The sequence below is a fragment of the Actinomadura montaniterrae genome, assembly GCF_008923365.1.
GTDB classification, from domain to species: domain Bacteria; phylum Actinomycetota; class Actinomycetes; order Streptosporangiales; family Streptosporangiaceae; genus Spirillospora; species Spirillospora montaniterrae.
This window is the reverse complement of sequence record NZ_WBMR01000197.1, coordinates 1-17,251: the sequence shown is the minus strand read 5'-3', so window position 1 is coordinate 17,251 and position 17,251 is coordinate 1. Positions and strand designations below refer to the sequence as shown.

At 73.2% G+C, this 17,251-nt stretch carries 18 protein-coding genes; 9 read left to right on the top strand and 9 right to left on the bottom strand.

The genetic code is table 11. The features are described 5' to 3' along the window. Positions 1-351: 351 nt before the first annotated feature. A complete protein-coding gene (locus F9B16_RS39855; protein ID WP_151545453.1) occupies positions 352-747 on the top strand; it encodes a Rid family hydrolase in 396 nt (131 codons plus the stop codon). Between the two features lie 69 nt (positions 748-816). Here F9B16_RS39855 and nucS read toward each other — a convergent pair whose 3' ends face one another. After that, the gene (gene nucS, locus F9B16_RS39850) at positions 817-1,497 is read right to left on the bottom strand and encodes an endonuclease NucS (protein ID WP_151545452.1); all 681 of its coding nucleotides are present in this window, start codon (positions 1,495-1,497) and stop codon (positions 817-819) included. Between the two features lie 40 nt (positions 1,498-1,537). After that, complete coding sequence (locus F9B16_RS39845; protein ID WP_151545451.1) at positions 1,538-2,737, bottom strand: HEAT repeat domain-containing protein; 1,200 nt, start codon at positions 2,735-2,737, stop codon at positions 1,538-1,540. 168 nt (positions 2,738-2,905) lie between these two features. Here F9B16_RS39845 and F9B16_RS39840 point away from each other — a divergent pair, with 168 nt between their 5' ends. After that, complete coding sequence (locus F9B16_RS39840) at positions 2,906-3,094, top strand: hypothetical protein (RefSeq protein WP_151545450.1); 189 nt, start codon at positions 2,906-2,908, stop codon at positions 3,092-3,094. Positions 3,095-3,392: 298 nt separating this feature from the next. After that, a complete protein-coding gene (locus F9B16_RS39835; protein WP_151545449.1) occupies positions 3,393-3,779 on the top strand; it encodes an SCO5389 family protein in 387 nt (128 codons plus the stop codon). 121 nt (positions 3,780-3,900) lie between these two features. Here the strand turns inward: F9B16_RS39835 and F9B16_RS39830 are convergent, their stop codons facing one another. Beyond that, positions 3,901-4,887: an LLM class flavin-dependent oxidoreductase gene (locus tag F9B16_RS39830; protein WP_151545448.1), complete on the bottom strand. Its 987-nt coding sequence runs from the start codon at positions 4,885-4,887 to the stop codon at positions 3,901-3,903. A 55-nt stretch (positions 4,888-4,942) separates the two neighbouring features. Here F9B16_RS39830 and F9B16_RS39825 point away from each other — a divergent pair, with 55 nt between their 5' ends. The 4 genes from F9B16_RS39825 (at position 4,943) to F9B16_RS39810 (ending at position 8,550) form a co-directional block, all read left to right on the top strand. Beyond that, positions 4,943-6,514, top strand: coding sequence for a 3-hydroxyacyl-CoA dehydrogenase family protein (locus tag F9B16_RS39825; protein ID WP_151545447.1), 1,572 nt, complete (start codon positions 4,943-4,945; stop codon positions 6,512-6,514). Positions 6,515-6,527: 13 nt separating this feature from the next. Next, positions 6,528-6,860: an LIM domain-containing protein gene (locus F9B16_RS39820; protein WP_151545446.1), complete on the top strand. Its 333-nt coding sequence runs from the start codon at positions 6,528-6,530 to the stop codon at positions 6,858-6,860. A 59-nt stretch (positions 6,861-6,919) separates the two neighbouring features. Next, complete coding sequence (locus F9B16_RS39815; RefSeq protein ID WP_151545445.1) at positions 6,920-7,642, top strand: alpha/beta hydrolase; 723 nt, start codon at positions 6,920-6,922, stop codon at positions 7,640-7,642. 116 nt (positions 7,643-7,758) lie between these two features. Then, a complete protein-coding gene (locus F9B16_RS39810; protein WP_151545444.1) occupies positions 7,759-8,550 on the top strand; it encodes an alpha/beta fold hydrolase in 792 nt (263 codons plus the stop codon). A 49-nt stretch (positions 8,551-8,599) separates the two neighbouring features. Here the strand turns inward: F9B16_RS39810 and F9B16_RS39805 are convergent, their stop codons facing one another. The 3 genes from F9B16_RS39805 to mce form a co-directional block, all read right to left on the bottom strand. Further along, positions 8,600-10,117 (bottom strand): AI-2E family transporter, encoded by a 1,518-nt coding sequence (locus tag F9B16_RS39805; RefSeq protein ID WP_151545443.1) that lies wholly within the window; start codon positions 10,115-10,117, stop codon positions 8,600-8,602. 155 nt (positions 10,118-10,272) lie between these two features. Continuing rightward, a complete protein-coding gene (locus F9B16_RS39800; RefSeq protein WP_151545442.1) occupies positions 10,273-11,607 on the bottom strand; it encodes a DivIVA domain-containing protein in 1,335 nt (444 codons plus the stop codon). Positions 11,608-12,010: 403 nt separating this feature from the next. Continuing rightward, positions 12,011-12,433, bottom strand: coding sequence for a methylmalonyl-CoA epimerase (mce, locus tag F9B16_RS39795; RefSeq protein WP_151545441.1), 423 nt, complete (start codon positions 12,431-12,433; stop codon positions 12,011-12,013). 106 nt (positions 12,434-12,539) lie between these two features. Between mce and F9B16_RS39790 the strand changes: the two genes are divergently transcribed. Next, positions 12,540-13,730, top strand: a complete 1,191-nt coding sequence (locus F9B16_RS39790; RefSeq protein WP_151545439.1) for an acetyl-CoA C-acetyltransferase — start codon at positions 12,540-12,542, stop codon at positions 13,728-13,730. Between the two features lie 16 nt (positions 13,731-13,746). Here F9B16_RS39790 and F9B16_RS39785 read toward each other — a convergent pair whose 3' ends face one another. Then, positions 13,747-14,442, bottom strand: a complete 696-nt coding sequence (locus F9B16_RS39785) for a DUF4230 domain-containing protein (protein WP_151545438.1) — start codon at positions 14,440-14,442, stop codon at positions 13,747-13,749. Positions 14,443-14,477: 35 nt separating this feature from the next. Then, complete coding sequence (locus F9B16_RS39780) at positions 14,478-15,275, bottom strand: DUF2127 domain-containing protein (RefSeq protein ID WP_151545436.1); 798 nt, start codon at positions 15,273-15,275, stop codon at positions 14,478-14,480. Positions 15,276-15,438: 163 nt separating this feature from the next. On the opposite strand from F9B16_RS39780, the gene F9B16_RS39775 reads away from it, so the two are divergent. Further along, positions 15,439-15,759, top strand: coding sequence for a DUF3817 domain-containing protein (locus tag F9B16_RS39775; protein WP_151545434.1), 321 nt, complete (start codon positions 15,439-15,441; stop codon positions 15,757-15,759). Between the two features lie 48 nt (positions 15,760-15,807). Here F9B16_RS39775 and F9B16_RS39770 read toward each other — a convergent pair whose 3' ends face one another. Beyond that, a complete protein-coding gene (locus tag F9B16_RS39770; RefSeq protein WP_192809215.1) occupies positions 15,808-17,154 on the bottom strand; it encodes a hypothetical protein in 1,347 nt (448 codons plus the stop codon). Between the last annotated feature and the right edge of the window lie 97 nt (positions 17,155-17,251).

Sequence of the window (17,251 nt, the reverse complement as noted above, 5' to 3'; positions counted from 1 at the left end):
ACCTGCCCAGGGGCCGCAGAGGCTCCAAAGTCAAGGGTGGACGAAGTCCATCGCGAAGCGACGCCGAAGGCGCCCTTGACTTTGGAGGGGCGGCCCCGTACGCAAGCGCCACCCCACCACCCGAACACCCTTTCTCTCCGATCTCCCGAACACCCTTGCATAGGGTCACTCGAACGGCCGCTCCGAGAATCGGAAACCCTTGGTGGATATCCAAACCACATCCCCACTTAAAGGACGGGCACTCAGCCCTGACCGGATCCAACCTCGACCTGAGAATTATTGCCGCCCGGCGGGTAGGGGTAGCAGAGGCCGGAAACGAGGCGGCAGGAAACGGACACCGGGGAGCGAGATATGAACCGCGTCGACATAGATCCGCGCATGTTCGGCGACCGGCTCGGGTACGAGCGGGCCGTCCTGATCGAGCGGCCTGAACGCTGGCTCTTCGTTGCCGGGCATGAGGCGCGCGGCGATGACGGGGCCATCGCCCATGCCGGTGACATCCGCGCTCAGGTGTCGCTGTCGTTCCAGCGGCTGCGGGAGACGCTCGGCAAGGCCGGGTTCGCGCTCGCCGACGTCGTCCAGATCCGGCTGTTCACCGTGGACCTGCCCGCGCTGACCGCGAACTACGACGCCGTCACCGCCGAGCTCGCCGCCGGGGACTGCCGTCCGACCAGCCTTCTCGCGGGCGTCGACGCCCTGTCCGACCCGGCGATGCTCTTGGAGATCGAGGCCGTCGCCGCGCAATAGCGGCCGAGCCGGCGGCGCCGGAGGGTCAGACCGGCGGTGGTAGAGGGTCAGACCGGCGGCGGTGGAGGGTCAGAACAGGGTGCCCTCGTGTTCGATGCCGCGGAGCGCGTCGTAGTCGAGGGTGACGCAGTTGATGCCGCGGTCCGTGGCGAGGACGCGGGCCTGCGGCTTGATCTCCTGCGCCGCGAAGATCCCGCGGACCGGCGCCAGGTGCGGGTCCCGGTTCAGCAGCTCCAGATACCGCGTGAGCTGCTCGACGCCGTCGATCTCGCCGCGCCGCTTGATCTCGACGGCGACGGTGGCGCTGTCGGCGTCCCGGCACAGGATGTCGACGGGGCCGATCGCGGTCGGGTACTCGCGGCGGATCAGCGACCAGCCGTCGCCGAGCGTGGTGATGTGCTCGGCGAGCAGCTCCTGCAGGTGCGCCTCGACGCCGTCCTTCTGCAGGCCCGGGTCCAGGCCCAGCTCGTGGCTGGTGTCGTGCAGGATCTCCTCGATGGTGAGGATCAGCCGCTCGCCCGACTTGCCGTGCGTCACCGTCCAGCGGGCGATCGCGCCGTTCTCGTCGTAGGGCTCCTCGCGCAGGGAGCACGGCGGGTTCATCCAGTTCAGCGGCTTGTAGGCGCGGTCGTCGGCATGGATGCTCACGCTCCCGTCCGACTTGATCAGGACGAGCCTGGGGGCCATGGGCAGGTGGGCGGTGAGCTTGCCGGCGTAGTCGACGCTGCAGCGGGCGATAACGAGACGCACGTTGCCCAACCTTAGTTCCGCCGTGGACGTGGCGTGGCCGTCATGCGAGACCCGCGTACGCACGGCACTCGTCGCGGTCGTTGGGCAGGCCCCAGTCGCGCAGGACCTCCAGGAGGTTGCCCCACTGCCAGCTGTCGTGCGGAAGTTCGGCGATGACCCGGACGGTCCGCTGCTGCGCGGGCGTGAGGGAGGCGTAGGGCGGCAGCGGCCGGGACGGCTCACCGAAGGTCAGCCGCAGCGCGGTGGCGGTCATGGGGAAGGACGCGTCGTCGGACGTGCGGGACAGCCCGTCGAGGACGGCGCCGACGGCTTGGTCCGGCGGTTCGGCCATTGCGCCGATGGCGGCGGCCGAGTAGAGGCGCAGGTCGCCGTTCATGAACGCGACGGGCGGGCCGGGCATCTCGGGCGGGGTGACGGTGGTGGCGGCGAGTTCGGCGATGACGGACGGGTCGGTGACGTCCAGGCGGAGGAGCGCGATGGCGGCGGCCCAGCGGGGGAGCGGTTCGGTGCCGGCGAGGTGTTCGCGGAGCCGGGGGATGAGGTCGCGGCCGTCGAGGAGGCCGGCGGAGACGAGGGCGTTCGCGGTGACGGCGGGGTCGGTCTCTGCGGCGAGCAGCGCCTGCAGCACCGGCAGCGACGCGGCGGCCTCCTCAGGGAACCAGCCGACCGCGTAGGCGGCCGCCGCGCGGACGTGCGCGTCGGCGTCGGTGAGCAGGGCGCGGACGACGGGCAGCCCGGACCGGACGGCGTCGTAGGCGGCCAGTTCGGCTAGCAGGTAACCGGCGTCCACGAGCTCCCGGTGGCGCCTCCTGGATGAGCGCTCGGCGGGATCGGCGGCCTCCTCGACCCAGGCGTCCAGGCGGCGTTCCTCGTCGGCGGGGTCGGCGGCGCGCAGCCGGGCGACCTCGCGCCGCCACCCGGCGATGTCGACGCCGGACGGCAGGTGCGACTCGTCGAAGCCGATCGCCATCCCGGCGGCCAGGTACAGCAGGTCGTCGCGGTCGGGGGTGGCGGGGTCGGCGGCGAGGGCCAGCAGGAACGGCACGGCGGCACCGGACGCCGGGTAGCGGCTGCCCTGGTGGTAGATGCTCGCGTAGAGCATGTGCAGCGCGTCTTGGCGGTCCTCTTGGCCCGGGGCCTGGAGCGTTCGCAGCAGGTCTGGGACGTCGTCGGCGGAACCGTAGGCGTGGCCGAGCCCGGCCCAGTCGACGTCGTCAAGCCCCGCCAGGAGTTCGTCCATGCCGCGGGATTCTGCCAGCCGCGTCCGACATCGCCCTGGCCTGCATAAGAGCGTCTAAGACCCCCGTAAGGCCGGATATAGGGCGTCGTCCTGATGTGGGGGCGGGGGCCTTAGGACGAACCTCTTGGATGTCGGGTCGTTTCCGCGGCCCGCGACGGAGGAGGGGCCGTGTACCACCACGACATCATGCGGTCGATCATGCAGCAGCGGGCCCGCGAGCGGCGCGCCGAGGCGCGGGCGGCGCGGAACGCGACGCTGGCGCGGCGGGCGCGCGAGTTCTGGGAGGAGCGGGCGCAGCGGGGCACGCGCCCGGTGCGGCGGCCGTCCGGACGGCACGGAGCGGCGCCCGCGGGCTGACGGCGGGGCCGCCGGCCACCGGGCCGGCGGCTTCCCCGGCCCGACGAGCGGACGCATCCCGGCCGGGACGAACGAGGCCTTCCGGACGGGATGAACGGGGCCTCCCGGCCGGGACGAACGGGGCCTTCCGGCCGGGACGAACGGGGCCTTCCGGCCGGGACGAACGGGGGCTCCCGGCCGGGCGGTCGCGGGCCGCATATGGCTCATGTCAGGATCTCTGTCAAGCCTGGAATTGTCGGGATGCCGTGATTAGCGTCGCGGGTGGTGGGTTTCATCCGTCTGCGAAAGGACCCCCGCGATGTCCCTCGACGTGACCCCGGAACTCCTGGAGACGGCTCGCCAGGGCGAGATCGGCGACAGGGAGTTCGTCGAATGCATCAGGACGTCCCTCCCGTACGCCTGGGAGCTGATCAGCGGTCTGGTGGCGCGGCTGCAGGTGGACGGCGGCGAGTTCGCCGACAACCTGACGCCGCCGCCGGACGAGCGGGCGCGCGGCCAGTTGCTGCGCGTGCTGGCGAGCGACGCGATGCGCGGAACGCTGGAACGCTACTTCGGGGTGAAGCTGGCGTTCCAGAACTGCCATCGGGTCGCCGTCTTCCCGTCCGGCGATTCGGCGGCGTACCGCACGTTCGTGACGCCGCGCGAGCAGATCCTGAACCAGTCTCCGGAACTGCGCGACTGCTGATTCGGCGGCCCTCGCCGAATCGCTCCCGGACGCGCCGCCCTTCCGCGAAGGGCGGCGCGTCCGCGCGTCAGGGGAGTGCCGCATGTCACGGGAGCGCCGCACATCGGGGGAGCGCCGGGCATTAGGAGAGCGCGGCGCGGGTTTTCGGGAGGACCTCCTCGCCGAGGCGGGCGATGTTCTCGAGCGTCGCGCGGTGCGATCCGGCGGCCTCGACCAGCAGGACGAGGTGCCGGATCCCGGTCCGCCCGGCGGTCGCGGCGAGCGCGGCGGCGCAGTCGTCGGGGGAGCCGACGGGGTGCAGGTCGCAGAGGCGGCGGGTGTAGGCGGCGGGGTCGCGGGACGGCCGGGGCCGGTCGTCGACGGGCACGTAGCCGTCCAGGCCGGGGCCGAGCCAGCGCGGCATCTCGGCGAGCAGCGTCCGGACGGCCGCGTCCCGCGAGTCGGCGACCTGCGCGAGGTGGACGGAGACGTGCGGCAGGTCCGGGTCGCCGTGGCGGGCGACGGCGGCGGCCTTCTCGTCGTCGCCGACGTGCATTCCGAGGAGCATCGGCAGGCCGCGTTCGGCGGCGACGGCCTCAGTGGCGGGAGAGGTGCACGCGACGGACACCGGCGGCGGCACGTCCGTTCTCGGCACGACCGGGACTTCGCGGAACGAGAAATGCTCGCCCTGCCATCCGACCCTTTCCGAGCGCAGCCAGGCGAGCAGCAGGTCGAGGGATTCGGCGAACCCTTCCTCGTAGCGGCGGAGCCCCGTTCCGAAGACCTCGAGACTGCGCCACGGGCCGCCGCGTCCGACGCCCAGCCGGAAACGTCCGCCGGAAAGCAGTGACAGCATCGCCGCCTGTTCCGCGAGCGCGACGGGATGCTGGTCGGAAAGGACGCTGACGGCCGTGCCGACGTGAATGCGGCCGGTCAGGGCGAGAATGTGGCCCGCCATGAGCGTCGCGGACGGGATGACGCCGTAGGACATGAAATGGTGCTCGGCCAGCCACACGTCGTCGAATCCGGCGCGTTCCGCGGCGACGGCGGCCTCGACCGTGCGGGCCAGGGCGGCGGCGTCGTCCTGACCGGGATAGCGGGCGGCGAGCAGGAAGATTCCGAAGCGCACGTCCCGGTCGTACCCGGCATCCGGCCGGGCCGAGCGCTCTGGGAGACTGCGGTGCATGACTGGTGGTTCGTTCAGCAGGGTCGGGGTCGTCGGACTGGGCACCATGGGCGCGGGCATCGCGGAGGTGCTGGCGCGCGGCGGCCTGGCGGTCGTCGGCATCGAGGTGAACCAGGACGCGCTGGAGCGCGGCCGCGGCCACCTGGAGAAGTCGACGGGGCGCGCGGTGAAGCGCGGGAAGCTCACCGAGGACGCGCAGCGCGAGATCCTCGGCCGGGTGGCGCTGTCCACCGACTTCGCCGACCTCGGCGACTGCGACCTGGTCATCGAGGCGGTGCCGGAGCGGCTCGACCTGAAGCGCAAGGTGTTCGCGACGCTGGACGGGGTGTGCCGCGCCGACGCGGTGCTCGCCACCAACACCTCGTCGCTGTCGGTCACCGACATCGCGGTCACCACCGAGCGGCCCACCAAGATCGTCGGGGTGCACTTCTTCAACCCGGCGCCGGTCATGAAGCTCGTCGAGGTCATCCGCACGGTGCTCACCGAGCCGGACGCCGTGGACCGCGTCGCCGCGCTGGTGAAGGACCTCGGCAAGACGCCGGTGACGATCGGCGACCGCGCCGGGTTCGTCGCGAACCGGCTGCTGTTCGGCTACCTCAACCAGGCCGCCGGGATGCTGGAGTCCGGGCACGCGACGCGCGACGACATCGACACCGCGATGACGGCGGGCGCGGGCCTGCCGATGGGCCCGTTCACCCTCATGGACCTGATCGGCCTCGACACCTGCCTTGAGGTGCTGGAGGCGATCCACGCCGAGACCCGCGACCGGCGGCACGCGCCGTCGCCGCTTCTGCGCGAGCTGGTCACCGCGGGCCTGCTCGGCCGCAAGACGGGCCGCGGCTTCTACGACCACGGCGCGCCGAAGGAAGAGGCGCCCGCGCGGGCGGACGGTCCCGCGCCCGTCGTCGGCGTCCTCGGCACCGGCGCCCTCGCCGACGCGTTCGCGGCGATCTGCGACCGCGCCGGCGCGCAGGTCCGCGACGCCGCCGCCGACCTCGCCGACTGCGACCTGATCATCGAGGCGTCCGGTGACGCCGGCGCGGGCCGGGAGCTGCTCGCCGCCGCGGCGCAGGCCGCCAAGCCCGGCGCGGTCCTCGCCGTCACGTCCGCGACGGTCCCGGTGGCCGAGGCGGCGACGGCGTCCGGACGTCCCGCCGACGTCGTCGGCCTGCACCTGCCGGACGCGGCGGGCGCGCTCGCGGAGATCGCGGAGACCGTCGCGACGGGCCCCGGCGTCGCCGACCGAGCCGCCGAGCTGGCCGGACGGCTCGGCCTCACCGTCGTCCGCTGCCGCGCCCGCGCCGGCTTCATCGTGGACGCGCTGCGCTTCCCCTACCTCAACGACGCCGCCGCGATGCTCGGCGCCGGCTACGCCGACCCGGACGCGATCGACGCCGCGATGACGCTCGGCTGCGGCTACCCGACGGGCCCCATCGCCGACCTCGACCGTCTCGGGATCGACCGGGCCGTCGCCGTGCTGCGCGCCCTGCACGCCGAGACCCGCGAGCCGGCCCTCGCGCCCGTCCCGCTCCTCACCGAGCACGTCACCGCGGGCGTGCCGATCCGCTGAATATCCTTGGGACATGAGCCCCCGCAAGAACCGCCGTGCCGTGTCCGGGAAACCGCCGCAGGGCAGCGGCGGCGGCAGCGGCGGCGGGGGCTGGGCGCAGCGGACGGAGGACGGCCCGGACGGCGAATGGATCGTCCGGTCCATCGCCGGGGCGGCGTCGACGAAGGCGTACCGGTGCCCGGGCTGCGACCAGGAGATCCCGCCGGGCGTCCCGCACGTCGTCGCGTGGCCGGCGGACGAGCGGGGCGGCGCCGACGACCGGCGGCACTGGCACCGCCCGTGCTGGCAGGCGCGGGCCCGCCGGGCGCCGCGCGTCCAGCGGAGCAGGAACGCGCCGCGCTACTAGGCGCGGCGCGTCACCGGGCACGGCGTCGAAGGGCGCGGCACCACCGAGTGAGGGAGTCGATGGCGGAGATCAGGGCGGCGACGGTGCTCCCGGCGCGGCGCGAGGAGATCACCCTGCACACCTCCGACGGGCTGCGGCTCGTCGGTGAGCTGGCGCTGCCGCCGGACCGGCCGCCGGTCGCGACGCTGGTCTGCCTGCACCCGCTGCCGACCGCCGAGGGCATGATGGACAGCCACGTGCTGCGCAAGGCGTCCTACCGGCTGCCCGCGCTCGCGGGCCTCGCCATCCTGCGGTTCAACACACGGGGGACGACGTCGGCGCGCGGCACCAGCGAGGGCGAGTTCGGCGAGGGCGAGACCGAGCGCTTCGACGTCGCGGCGGCGCTGGAGTACACCGAGTACCACGACCTGCCGCGGCCGTGGCTGCTCGGCTGGTCGTTCGGCACCGAGCTGGCGCTGCGCTGGGGGCTGGACCCGCTGGTCGAGGGCGCGATCCTGCTGTCGCCGCCGCTGAAGCGGGCCGGGGACGGCGACCTGGACGCGTGGGGCGCCGACGGGCGGCCGCTCGTCGCGCTCGTCCCGGAGTTCGACGACTACCTGCGCCCGGCGGAGGCGCGGGAGCGGTTCGCGCGCGCGCCGCAGGCGGAGGTGATCGGCGTGGACAACGCCAAGCACCTGTGGGTGGGGGAGCCGTACGTCCGGATCGTGCTGAACGAGATCGTCCGGCACGTCGCCCCGGACGCGTATCCGCTCCCCACAGAATGGGACGAACCGGACAGATAAACGCGCGCGGCCGATCGCGGCCACTCCCGTCCCACCGCCCCCGATCGCGGGTAACGATTGTCCGACCGCCGCGTGAACGCGGCGGCGTTTCGCGGACGCGGACGTGAGGGAACCGGATGACCGTGCAGCTGTACGCCAGGGACGTCGGAACGGGGACACCCCTCGTCCTGCTGCACGCCTTCCCGCTCTCCTCGGCGATGTGGCTGGAGCAGCGGCAGGGCCTCGCGAACCGGTTCCGCGTCATCACCCCGGACCTGCGCGGGTTCGGCGGCTCTCGGCTCGGCACCGACGAGCCGTCGGTCGACGCGATGGCCGACGACGTCGCGCACCTGTTCCGCCGCCTCGGCCTCCAGCGCGCCGTCGTCGGCGGCCTGTCCATGGGCGGGTACGTCGCGATGGCGCTGTGCCGCCGCCACCCCGACCTGGTCCTCGGCGTCGTCCTCGCGTCGACCCGCGCCGCCGCCGACACCCCCGGCGTCCGGGAGAACCGGCTGCGGCAGGCCGACGTGATCGACCGCGACGGCACCGTCCAGGTCCTGCTGGACGAGATGCTGCCCGGGCTCGTCGGGCCGACCACCTACCGGCAGCGCGCCCTCGTGTACGGGCGCGTCCGCGGGCTCGTGCAGGCGACGCCCGCGCCGGCCGCCGCGTGGGCGCAGCGGGCGATGGCCGCGCGTCCCGAGTCGTTCGAGACGCTGCGCGGCCTCAAGGTGCCCGCGCTGGTGATGGTCGGCGACGAGGACACGCTCGCCACCGAGGACGAGGCGCGCGCCATGGCCGACGCCCTGCCGAACGCCGAGCTGCTCGTCATCCCGCGGGCCGGGCACCTGTGCGCCGTCGAGCAGCCCGACCTGTTCAACCAGGCCGTCGCCGAGTTCGCCGCCGCGGCGGCCCGCACCACCCGCTGACGCCGCGGCCCCGCCGACCGCGCGGCCCCGCCGACGGCGCGGCCCCGCGCTAGAGCGTCTCCTGCCGCGGCATGACCACCTCGCGGATCAGCAGCGAGATCGCCGCCGCCGTCGGGATCGCCAGCAGCGCCCCGACCACGCCGAGCAGCGCCGCACCGACCAGCGCCGCGACGATCGTCACCGCGGGCTGCACGTCGACCGTCCGCTTCATCACGCGCGGGTACACCAGGTAGTTCTCGACCTGCTGGTACACCACGTAGAAGATCACGCAGACGATGAGGTCGGTGGTCGTCCCGGTGAGGAACGCGACCAGGCAGACGATCACCGCGCCGATGGTCGCGCCGATCAGCGGGACGAGGTCCGTCACCGCGACGATCAGCGCCAGTGCCAGCGCGTACTTCACCCCGAGGATCGACAGGAAGATGTACGAGCACAGCCCCGCGATGAACGCGATCGTGAACTGGCCGGCGACGTACCCGCCGATCCGGTCCAGGATCTCGTCGCCGAGCAGCGCGACGCGGGCCCGCCGGGAGCGCGGCGCGAGCTGGTAGAAGAACGTCTTGATCTGCGGCAGCGAGCTCATGAAGTAGAGCGTCAGGATCAGGATCGTGACGGTCTGGAACACGCCGTTGATCGCGACCTTGCCGATGCCGGTGGCGGTGTCGGTCAGCCCGTTCTGGAACCCCGGGCTGTTGACGGCCTTCTCCGCGCGCTTGAGCAGCCCGTAGCGCTTGTCCCAGTCGGCCAGCGTCTTGTTGTTCTGCAGCTGGTTCACGAAGTCGGGGATGCTGTGCCGCAGCTCGGTGACCTGCTCGGTGACCGGCTGGACGAGCGACGCGACGAACCCCGCGAAGAACAGGATCACGATCAGGAACACCGCGCCGACCGCGGCGCCGCGCGGCAGCCCGAACCGGCGCAGCCGCTCCACCGCCGGGTTCAGCCCGACCGCGAGGAACATCGCCACCACGATCATCACGAGCACCGACTTGGCGTTCGTCGCGGCCTTCACCAGCATCCACGCGGTGATCACGCCGAGCGCGGCGGTGAACCCGAACACGAACGGGTGGGCGCGGCCGAGCGGCTGCCCGGGCCGGCCGAACGGGAACAGCGGGTTCACGCCGGCCTCGCGGCGGCGCTGCTCCACGTCGTGCGCCGGGTCGGGCGCGTCCGGGTCCGGCACCGCGCCGCCGTCGCCGGACGCCGGCGACCGCTGGGTCACCGGCTCGACCGCCGCGGGCGCCGGGCGCGTCCGCGGGCCGCCGGTCGCCGGATCGAGCTCCCAGGCGGGCTCCTCGTCCACGACCTCGGGGTCGAGCGCGCCGGTGGGGGCCCCGGCGGCCGCGGCACCGTCCCCGCCCTCCGCGCCCTTCGGGGCCTCCGCGTCCTTCGAGGTCTCCGCCCCCTTCGAAGTCTCCGTGCCCGCAGAGCTCTCCGGGTCCTTCGGGTCCTCCGGGGCGTCCGTGGTGTCGGCGGGGGGTGCGGGCGCGGGGACCTTGCCGGCGGTGCCGGTGCGCGCCTTTCCGGGCGCCCCGTCCGGCCGGTCCTCGCTGGGGGTGTCGTCGGGCACGCCGCTCTCCTTCGCCGTCCTGCCGTCGTCGTTCACGGGTCCGGACGGAGGGCCGCCGACCACGCGTTACGGGTGTAGACGACGGAAAGCCCGGAGACGTTTCCGCCTCCAGGCTCTCCGTCGGGACGCTCCGGGCCGTCAGCCGGCCCGGCGGGTCACTCCTGCCACCAGTCCTCGTCGTCCTCGTCGGACTTCTTGGCCTGGGCCTGCTTGGCGGGCGCGGCCTTGCCGGCGGGCTGAGCGGGCTGCTGCTTCGGCTGGGCCTGCTGCTGCGGGGCCGGCTTCGGCTCGGCGGCCGGGATGGCGGCCTTCTCCGGCGGCGCGGCCAGCTCGGGCTCGCCGCCCATCGCCGGGGCGACGCCGCCGATGAGCTGGCGCAGCTGGTTGAGGTGGCTGGTGATGCTGTCGCGCTGCCGGGTCAGCTCGTCGACCTGGCGCTGCGCGGCGGTGCGGACGCGGTCGGCCTCGGCCTTGGTCTCGGCGAGCAGCTGCTCGGCCTGCGACTTGGCCTCGGCGATGACGTTGTCGGAGTTCTTGCGCGCGTTGGCCATGAGCTGCTTGGCGTGCGAGTCGGCCTCGCGCCGGGTCTGCTCGGCCTGCTGGGTGGCCTTGGCGGCGCGCTGCTCGGCGGACGCGGCGCGCTGCTCGGCCTCGGCGACCAGCTTCTGGGTGGCGGCCTGCGCGGCGGCGTGCCGCTCGGCGTCCTGCCGGTCGGCCTCCTCGCGGCGGGCGGCGAGCTGGATCTCGAACTCGGCCTCGGCCTGCGCCCGCTGCGCCTCGCTCTCCTCCAGGATGCGCTGGGCCTGCGCGCGCATCTCGTCGGCCTGCCGCTTGGCGGTGGTGAGGATCTCGTCGCGCTCGCGCTTGGTGGACGCGCGCAGCTGCGCGACCTCGCGCTCGGTGGTGGTGCGCAGCTTGGCGATCTCGCGCTCGGCGGCGGCGCGCTTCTCCGCGACCTCGTGGTCGGCGGTGGCGCGCAGCTTGGCGACCTCGCGCTCGGTCGTGGAGGTCAGCTCGTCGGCCTCGCGGCGGGCGGAGGTGCGCACCTCCTCGGCCTCGCGCTCGGCGGCCTGCCGCATGTCGTCGCCCTCGCGCTGGGCGGTGGCGCGCAGCTCGGCGGCGTCGTTCTCGGCGGTGGCGCGCTGCTCGGCGGCGTCGACCTTCGCGGCGGCCTTGATCTCGTTGGCCTCGGAGCGGGCGGCCTGGACGAGCTCGGTGGCCTGCTCCTCGGCGAGCCGCAGCAGCTGCTCGATGCGGGCGCCGAGGCCGGAGTAGGTGGGACGTTCCTGCTCCTGCAGCTGCCGATGGGCGTCCGACAGCTCCCGCTGCAGGGCCTGGGACTGCTCGCGTGCCTGCCGGCCCTCGTTCTCGAGCTGTTTGATGTGCTCGTCGACCTGGTGCCGGTCGTAGCCACGGAGCACCACGTCGAAATCGCGCGGGGGCGTGTCCTCGAAGAAGTTGCTGAGCTGGGCGTCGATGTCGGACTGCATAGGGCTCAATCCTGATGTGACGGGGCTACGGGTGGTTCCGGGGACCGGTTGATCGCCTGGCATGGACGGCCGCCATGAAAGGGCGCGGTGCCCCAGACCTCTTCCGGTGGATGAAGCGTACTCCGGACACTGCCGTGTTGGGGGCTCATCTTGACGCGCTGCGTGGTTTGTCCCAGTTTGCGGTTACGGCGTCCGGTGCCCCGGGTGCCCAGGTACGGGGGCCGCAAATGCACCAGATGTGTCCGAATGCTCACAGAGCGGCGGTCTTGCACCCCACCGGCCTGCGAGGTGATATCGAACACGTCACGATCCGATCGCGCCCGCGCGGCGCGCGCGCGAGACCGCGCCGGTGCGCGGGCCGCGCCCCCGTCCCGCCGGATCGCACGGCCCCCGCCCCCGCCGGCTAGGCCTTCTGGACCAGCTCGGTCAGCACCCCGTGGCAGTCCTTCGGGTGCAAAAAGTTGATCAAGGAACCCATGGAGCCGTTCCTCGGCGCGTCGTACAGCACCCGGACGCCCTTGCCGCCGATCTCCGCCGCCTCGTCCGCGACGGCCTGGTCGGTGCCGAACGCGATGTGGTGCACGCCCTCGCCGTTCTTCGCCAGCCACTTGGCGACCGCCGAGTCCTCCCGGATCGGCTCGATGAGCTGCAGGTAGCTGGCCGCGCCGTCACCGGTCTCGTTGATCTTGAGCATGCACTCCCGGACGCCCTGCTCCTCGTTCACCTCGAAGTGCGCGTCGGTGAAGCCGTAGGTCGCCTTGTAGAACGCGACGGTGGCCTCCAGGTCGTGACAGGCAATGCCGATGTGGTCGATACGGGTCAGCATGGGCGTTTCTCCCTACGGACGGCCAGACAGGGGCGAACGGAAGCGTGCGCCGCTTCCCTGGGTATGGTGGCAAACGTCGCCGCAGCACCCTCCTGGAGGCCCCCACATGACCGCCACGTCCGTGATCGTCGCCGGAGCGCGCACCCCCGTCGGGCGCCTGCAGGGCGCGCTGAAGGACTTCTCCGCAGCCGACCTCGGCGCCCACGCGATCAAGGCGGCGCTGGAGCGCGCGGGCGTCTCCGGCGACCAGGTGCAGTACGTGATCCTCGGCCAGGTGCTGCAGGCGGGCGCCGGGCAGATCCCCGCGCGGCAGGCCGCCGTCAAGGCCGGGATCCCGATGAGCGTCCCGTCCATCAACATCAACAAGGTCTGCCTGTCCGGGCTGGACGCGATCGCGCTCGCCGACCAGCTGATCCGCGCCGGCGAGTTCGACATCGTGGTGGCCGGCGGCATGGAGTCGATGACGCAGGCCCCGCACCTGCTGCCGAAGTCGCGCGCGGGCTACAAGTACGGCTCGATCGAGGTCCTCGACCACATGGCCTACGACGCGCTGACCGACGCGTTCGACGGCATCGCCATGGGCGAGTCCACCGAGCACCACAACGCCAAGCTGGGCATCGGCCGCGAGGAGCAGGACGAGTTCTCCGCCCGCTCGCACCAGCGCGCCGCCGCCGCCATCAAGAACGGCGTGTTCGACGACGAGATCGCGCCGATCGAGGTCCCGCAGCGCAAGGGCGACCCGATCGTGGTCGCCAAGGACGAGGGCGTGCGGGCCGACACCACGGCCGAGTCCCTCGCCAAGCTGCGCCCGGCGTTCAGCAAGGACGGGACGATCACCGCCGGGTCGTCCTCGCAGATCTCCGACGGCGCCGCCGCCGTCGTGGTGATGTCCAAGGCGAAGGCCGAGGAACTGGGCCTGACGTGGCTCGCCGAGATCGGCGCGCACGGCAACGTCGCCGGCCCCGACAACTCGCTGCAGTCGCAGCCGTCCAACGCCATCAAGCACGCCCTCGGCAAGGAGGGGCTGACCGTCGACGACCTCGACCTCATCGAGATCAACGAGGCGTTCGCCTCGGTCGGCATCCAGTCGATGCGCGACCTCGGCGTCGGCCCCGAGAAGGTCAACGTCAACGGCGGCGCCATCGCGCTCGGCCACCCGGTCGGCATGTCCGGCGCCCGCATCGCGCTGCACCTCGCCTACGAGCTCAAGCGGCGCGGCGGCGGCGTCGGCGCGGCCGGGCTCTGCGGCGGCGGCGGCCAGGGCGACGCGCTGATCCTCCGCGTCCCGAACGCGTAACGCGTAACGCGGGAGGCTACTGGGCGTTGGGCTGCTGGACGGTGACCGTCCTGAAGCCCAGCGCCTTCAGCATGTTCTCCAGCATCCGCTTGGTGTTGGCGTCCGCCTGCGCCGCAAGGTTGCTCTGCTGCGCCGCCGTCTGGATCTTCTGGCTCGCCAGGACGTACAGCTGCTGCTGGTTGTCGGGGTTGCTGCTGAAGAAGTCGCCGAACCGGTCGAACAGGCCGCGCTCGGTCGCGTAGACGTAGCTGCGCTTGGTGTCGAGGTTCGTCGGCTCGAGCCGGGCGTGCGGCAGCGTGATGACCGCGGCCGTCCGGTCGGCGTTCACCTTGACGGCGCCGGAGGCGATCTTCGAGAAGTCCACGTAGGCGTCGACGGACCCGTTCCCCACGAACAGGGTCCGCTTGCCGCGCAGCGACGACGGCAGGAACTTCGCGTCCTTCTCCAGGTCGACGACGACCTGGAAGTTGCCGCTGGCGGCCTCGTAGCGGTTCAGGTCGCGGATCGACTGCAGCAGCACCGGGCCGCTGCGGTCCTTCGTCTCCTCGTGGAACGGGTTCAGCCAGTGCGGCAGGCCGTCCACCGCCCGCTGCACGACGATGACGACCGCGATGGTCGCCACGACGAGCAGGAGGGCGGTGAGGAGACCGCGCCGGGGGACGGGTCGCACGCGCTGGGGGGCGGGCTCGCGGGCCGCGTCGTTCTTCGGCATGTCCCCCACATTCCCGGACTTACCGCCCACTCACCTCACCCGGGGGACCCGGCGGCGGGACGCGGCGCCCCCGCGACGTCCCGATCGGTCGCCGCGTGCTCCACCTCCATCAGCGACTCGCTGCGCAGATGCGCTTCGTGGGCCGCGCGGCCGCCCCGCACCCCGAACAGCCGTTTGGTGACGATGATGTAGACGATCAGACCGATATTGATGGCCAGCGCGCCGATGCGCAGCACCGTCACCTTCTCGGACAGCTCGTAGATCTCGACCGGCAGGCCGAAGCAGGTCGCGACGACCGCGAAGTACTCGCCCCACCGCTGCAGCAGCCACAGCCCGACCGCCTCGATGATCTCGATCGCCGCGTACACCAGCAGCCCGATCGCGAGCCAGCGCAGCGTCCGCTCCTCCAGCCCGAACACGTGCCGGATCGAGGTGACGATCTTGGAGTGGTCCAGGTCCCAGCCGAACTGCTTCGCGATCGGCCGCAGCAGCGGGATCTCCTTCTCGAAGACCTCCTGGATGGAGCCGCGGCTCTGCGCGAACCGCCACACCCCGTACGCCGCCACCGCCACGATCAGCCCGCGGATCAGCCGCTCCACCGCGAAGAACCGCATGATGAACGCGTCCCGCAGCTCCTTGCCGCGCTTCACCAGCGGCGCCCGGTCCGCCGGGCCCGAGCCGTGCGGCTCGCCGTGCACGTACGCGCCGCAGCGCAGGCACCGCCACGCGTCCCCGACGGGGGACGACACCAGCAGCCGCTCGCGCAGCGGCTTCTCGTCGGGGGCGTAGGTGACGTGCCCCTTGCGCGCACAAGTCAGCAGGCTCCAGTCCACCCCGACACCTTAGAGCGGGTGGGTGCCCGGCATGTCGTCCCATCTTGGTAACGGTCCGTGCCCTGCACGTGAGTGCGGGGGGGCGTGAGCAGGGCCAGGGGCGTGTGAGCAGGGCCATAGGCGGGCGGGAAACCCGGAACGGGGGCGGGGCGTTGAGGGGTTCGTGGACATCGTGCGCGCATTCCGTGTCGTCTCCATCGCCGAGGCGACCTCGTTCCTGGTCCTGCTGCTGATCGCCATGCCGCTGAAGTACGGCGCGGACCTGCCGGTGGCCGTCCAGGTGATGGGGCCCATCCACGGCATCCTGTTCCTCGCCTACGTCGGGCTGGCGTACGTCACGGGCGAGAAGCTCGGCTGGGGACTCAAGCGCACCGTGCTCGCGCTCATCGCCGCGGTGCTGCCCGTCGCGCCGTTCTTCGTCGAGCGGCACTGGACCAAGCCGGCCGCCGCCCGTCCCGAGCCGCAGCCCGCCGGACGGGCCTGAGGCCCACGGCTTCCGCGTGACCGCGGCCGAATGGGGGTTCCGCCGCGGTCACGCGGGGGAACTAGCGCTGCCGAGCTCCCGCGGACCCGCCGGGACGGCCCGATGCGCGTCCCGCGCCGTCCGTCCCGCGCCACGGTGGACGCGCCGGGGCGCCGGACGGAAGTCCGCCGGGCCCAGCGCGCACGCCCGGTAGCCGCCGAAATGGCGGCGCAGCCAGAGGCGCCGCCGGTCGTCGTCCCATGAGCCGAACCGGCGCGCCGCCCCCGCGTCGCGGATCGCCGGCGGCTGCTCGCCGAGCAGCCACGCGTCCACCAGCGAGCCGTAGCCGCGCGGCCGCCCGGGAGTCGCGCACGCGCTCGCGTTCAGCAGGCCGTCCCGGATCTGCCGGACGGCCCGCTCCTGGTAGCCGGGCGACAGGTCCTCGTCCAGGTGGATGCCGGCGACGCCGTCCGCGACCCCCGTCGGCGCCCAGCCCGGAAGCTGCTCCACGCGGGTGAACGCGCCCGGCGTGCCGCGCAGCCGCGCCGCGAGCGGCGTCACGGCCGTCATCAGCGAGGGCAGCGCCGCGCGCAGCGCCGGATGCACGCAGACGGTCAGCGGCCATTCGCGGCACACCCGCTCCGCCGGCGCGGGCGCCACCGTCCCGCCGGCGTCGCGCAGCCCGATGGTCGCGCCGCCGGTCGCCGCGAGCGCCAGGGCGAGCGGCAGGACGAGCAGGAACCGCCGCGTCGCCCACAGCACGTATCCGAGGACGAGCGCCGCCGTCAGCCCCGACGCCCACAGCACCTGGTAGGCGAGCACGCCCGCGCGCAGCGTGGTGAAGAGGTGGATGCGGCTGAACGCCGCAGGGGGGAGCAGGCTCAGCCAGGACGTCCCCGGCACGCGCACGGCCGCCCACAGGGCCGTCACGGCGAGCACGACGGCCGCCGTCGCCCGGTGCGGGACGACCCGTCCGGCCAGGTACCCGACCGCGACGTGCAGGACCAGCGCGCCCGCCCCGGCCACCACGCCGAGCGGATGCGGATGCCCGGCCTCCTGCCGCAGCAGCGTGACCGCGACCACCAGCGCGGTCACCACCAGGTAGGACGCGAGCGCCGCCGCGGAGAGCAGCAGCAGGTCGAGCAGGGCGCCCGTGGCGGGCGAGCGCGCCGTCAGGTCGCGCAGGTAGTCGAGCGGGCGCTCCCGCACGGCCGTCCACGCGGCGAGCCCGGCCGCCGCCGGGCCGAGGAACCGCACCGCGTTGAGCAGCGCGACGACGGAGTTGTCCCAGTACGCGACCGAGGGCAGCAGCGGCGGTCCCGCCGCCGCCGTCCCGACCGCGGAGAGGATCGGCACCGCGACCAGCAGCGCCGAGCGGCGGGCGTCCAGCCGGAGCACCCGACCGAGGTCAGACACCGGCGCCGCTCCCCGCGGCCGCCCGCCTCGCCCGCAGCCTCGTCACCGGCAGCGACACCTGCCGCAGCGCCGCGGGCCCCAGCGCGGCCGGACGCAG

Bases quoted from the DNA above. Each gene is read 5' to 3' on its own strand.
- F9B16_RS39835 (WP_151545449.1), top strand. From the start codon at position 3,393: ATGTCCCTCGACGTGACCCCGGAACTCCTGGAGACGGCTCGCCAGGGC.
- F9B16_RS39820 (WP_151545446.1), top strand. From the start codon at position 6,528: ATGAGCCCCCGCAAGAACCGCCGTGCCGTGTCCGGGAAACCGCCGCAG.
- mce (WP_151545441.1), bottom strand. From the start codon at position 12,433: ATGCTGACCCGTATCGACCACATCGGCATTGCCTGTCACGACCTGGAG.
- F9B16_RS39815 (WP_151545445.1), top strand. From the start codon at position 6,920: ATGGCGGAGATCAGGGCGGCGACGGTGCTCCCGGCGCGGCGCGAGGAG.
- F9B16_RS39790 (WP_151545439.1), top strand. From the start codon at position 12,540: ATGACCGCCACGTCCGTGATCGTCGCCGGAGCGCGCACCCCCGTCGGG.
- F9B16_RS39825 (WP_151545447.1), top strand. From the start codon at position 4,943: ATGACTGGTGGTTCGTTCAGCAGGGTCGGGGTCGTCGGACTGGGCACC.
- F9B16_RS39855 (WP_151545453.1), top strand. From the start codon at position 352: ATGAACCGCGTCGACATAGATCCGCGCATGTTCGGCGACCGGCTCGGG.
- F9B16_RS39785 (WP_151545438.1), bottom strand. From the start codon at position 14,442: ATGCCGAAGAACGACGCGGCCCGCGAGCCCGCCCCCCAGCGCGTGCGA.
- F9B16_RS39810 (WP_151545444.1), top strand. From the start codon at position 7,759: ATGACCGTGCAGCTGTACGCCAGGGACGTCGGAACGGGGACACCCCTC.
- F9B16_RS39845 (WP_151545451.1), bottom strand. From the start codon at position 2,737: ATGGACGAACTCCTGGCGGGGCTTGACGACGTCGACTGGGCCGGGCTC.
- F9B16_RS39800 (WP_151545442.1), bottom strand. From the start codon at position 11,607: ATGCAGTCCGACATCGACGCCCAGCTCAGCAACTTCTTCGAGGACACG.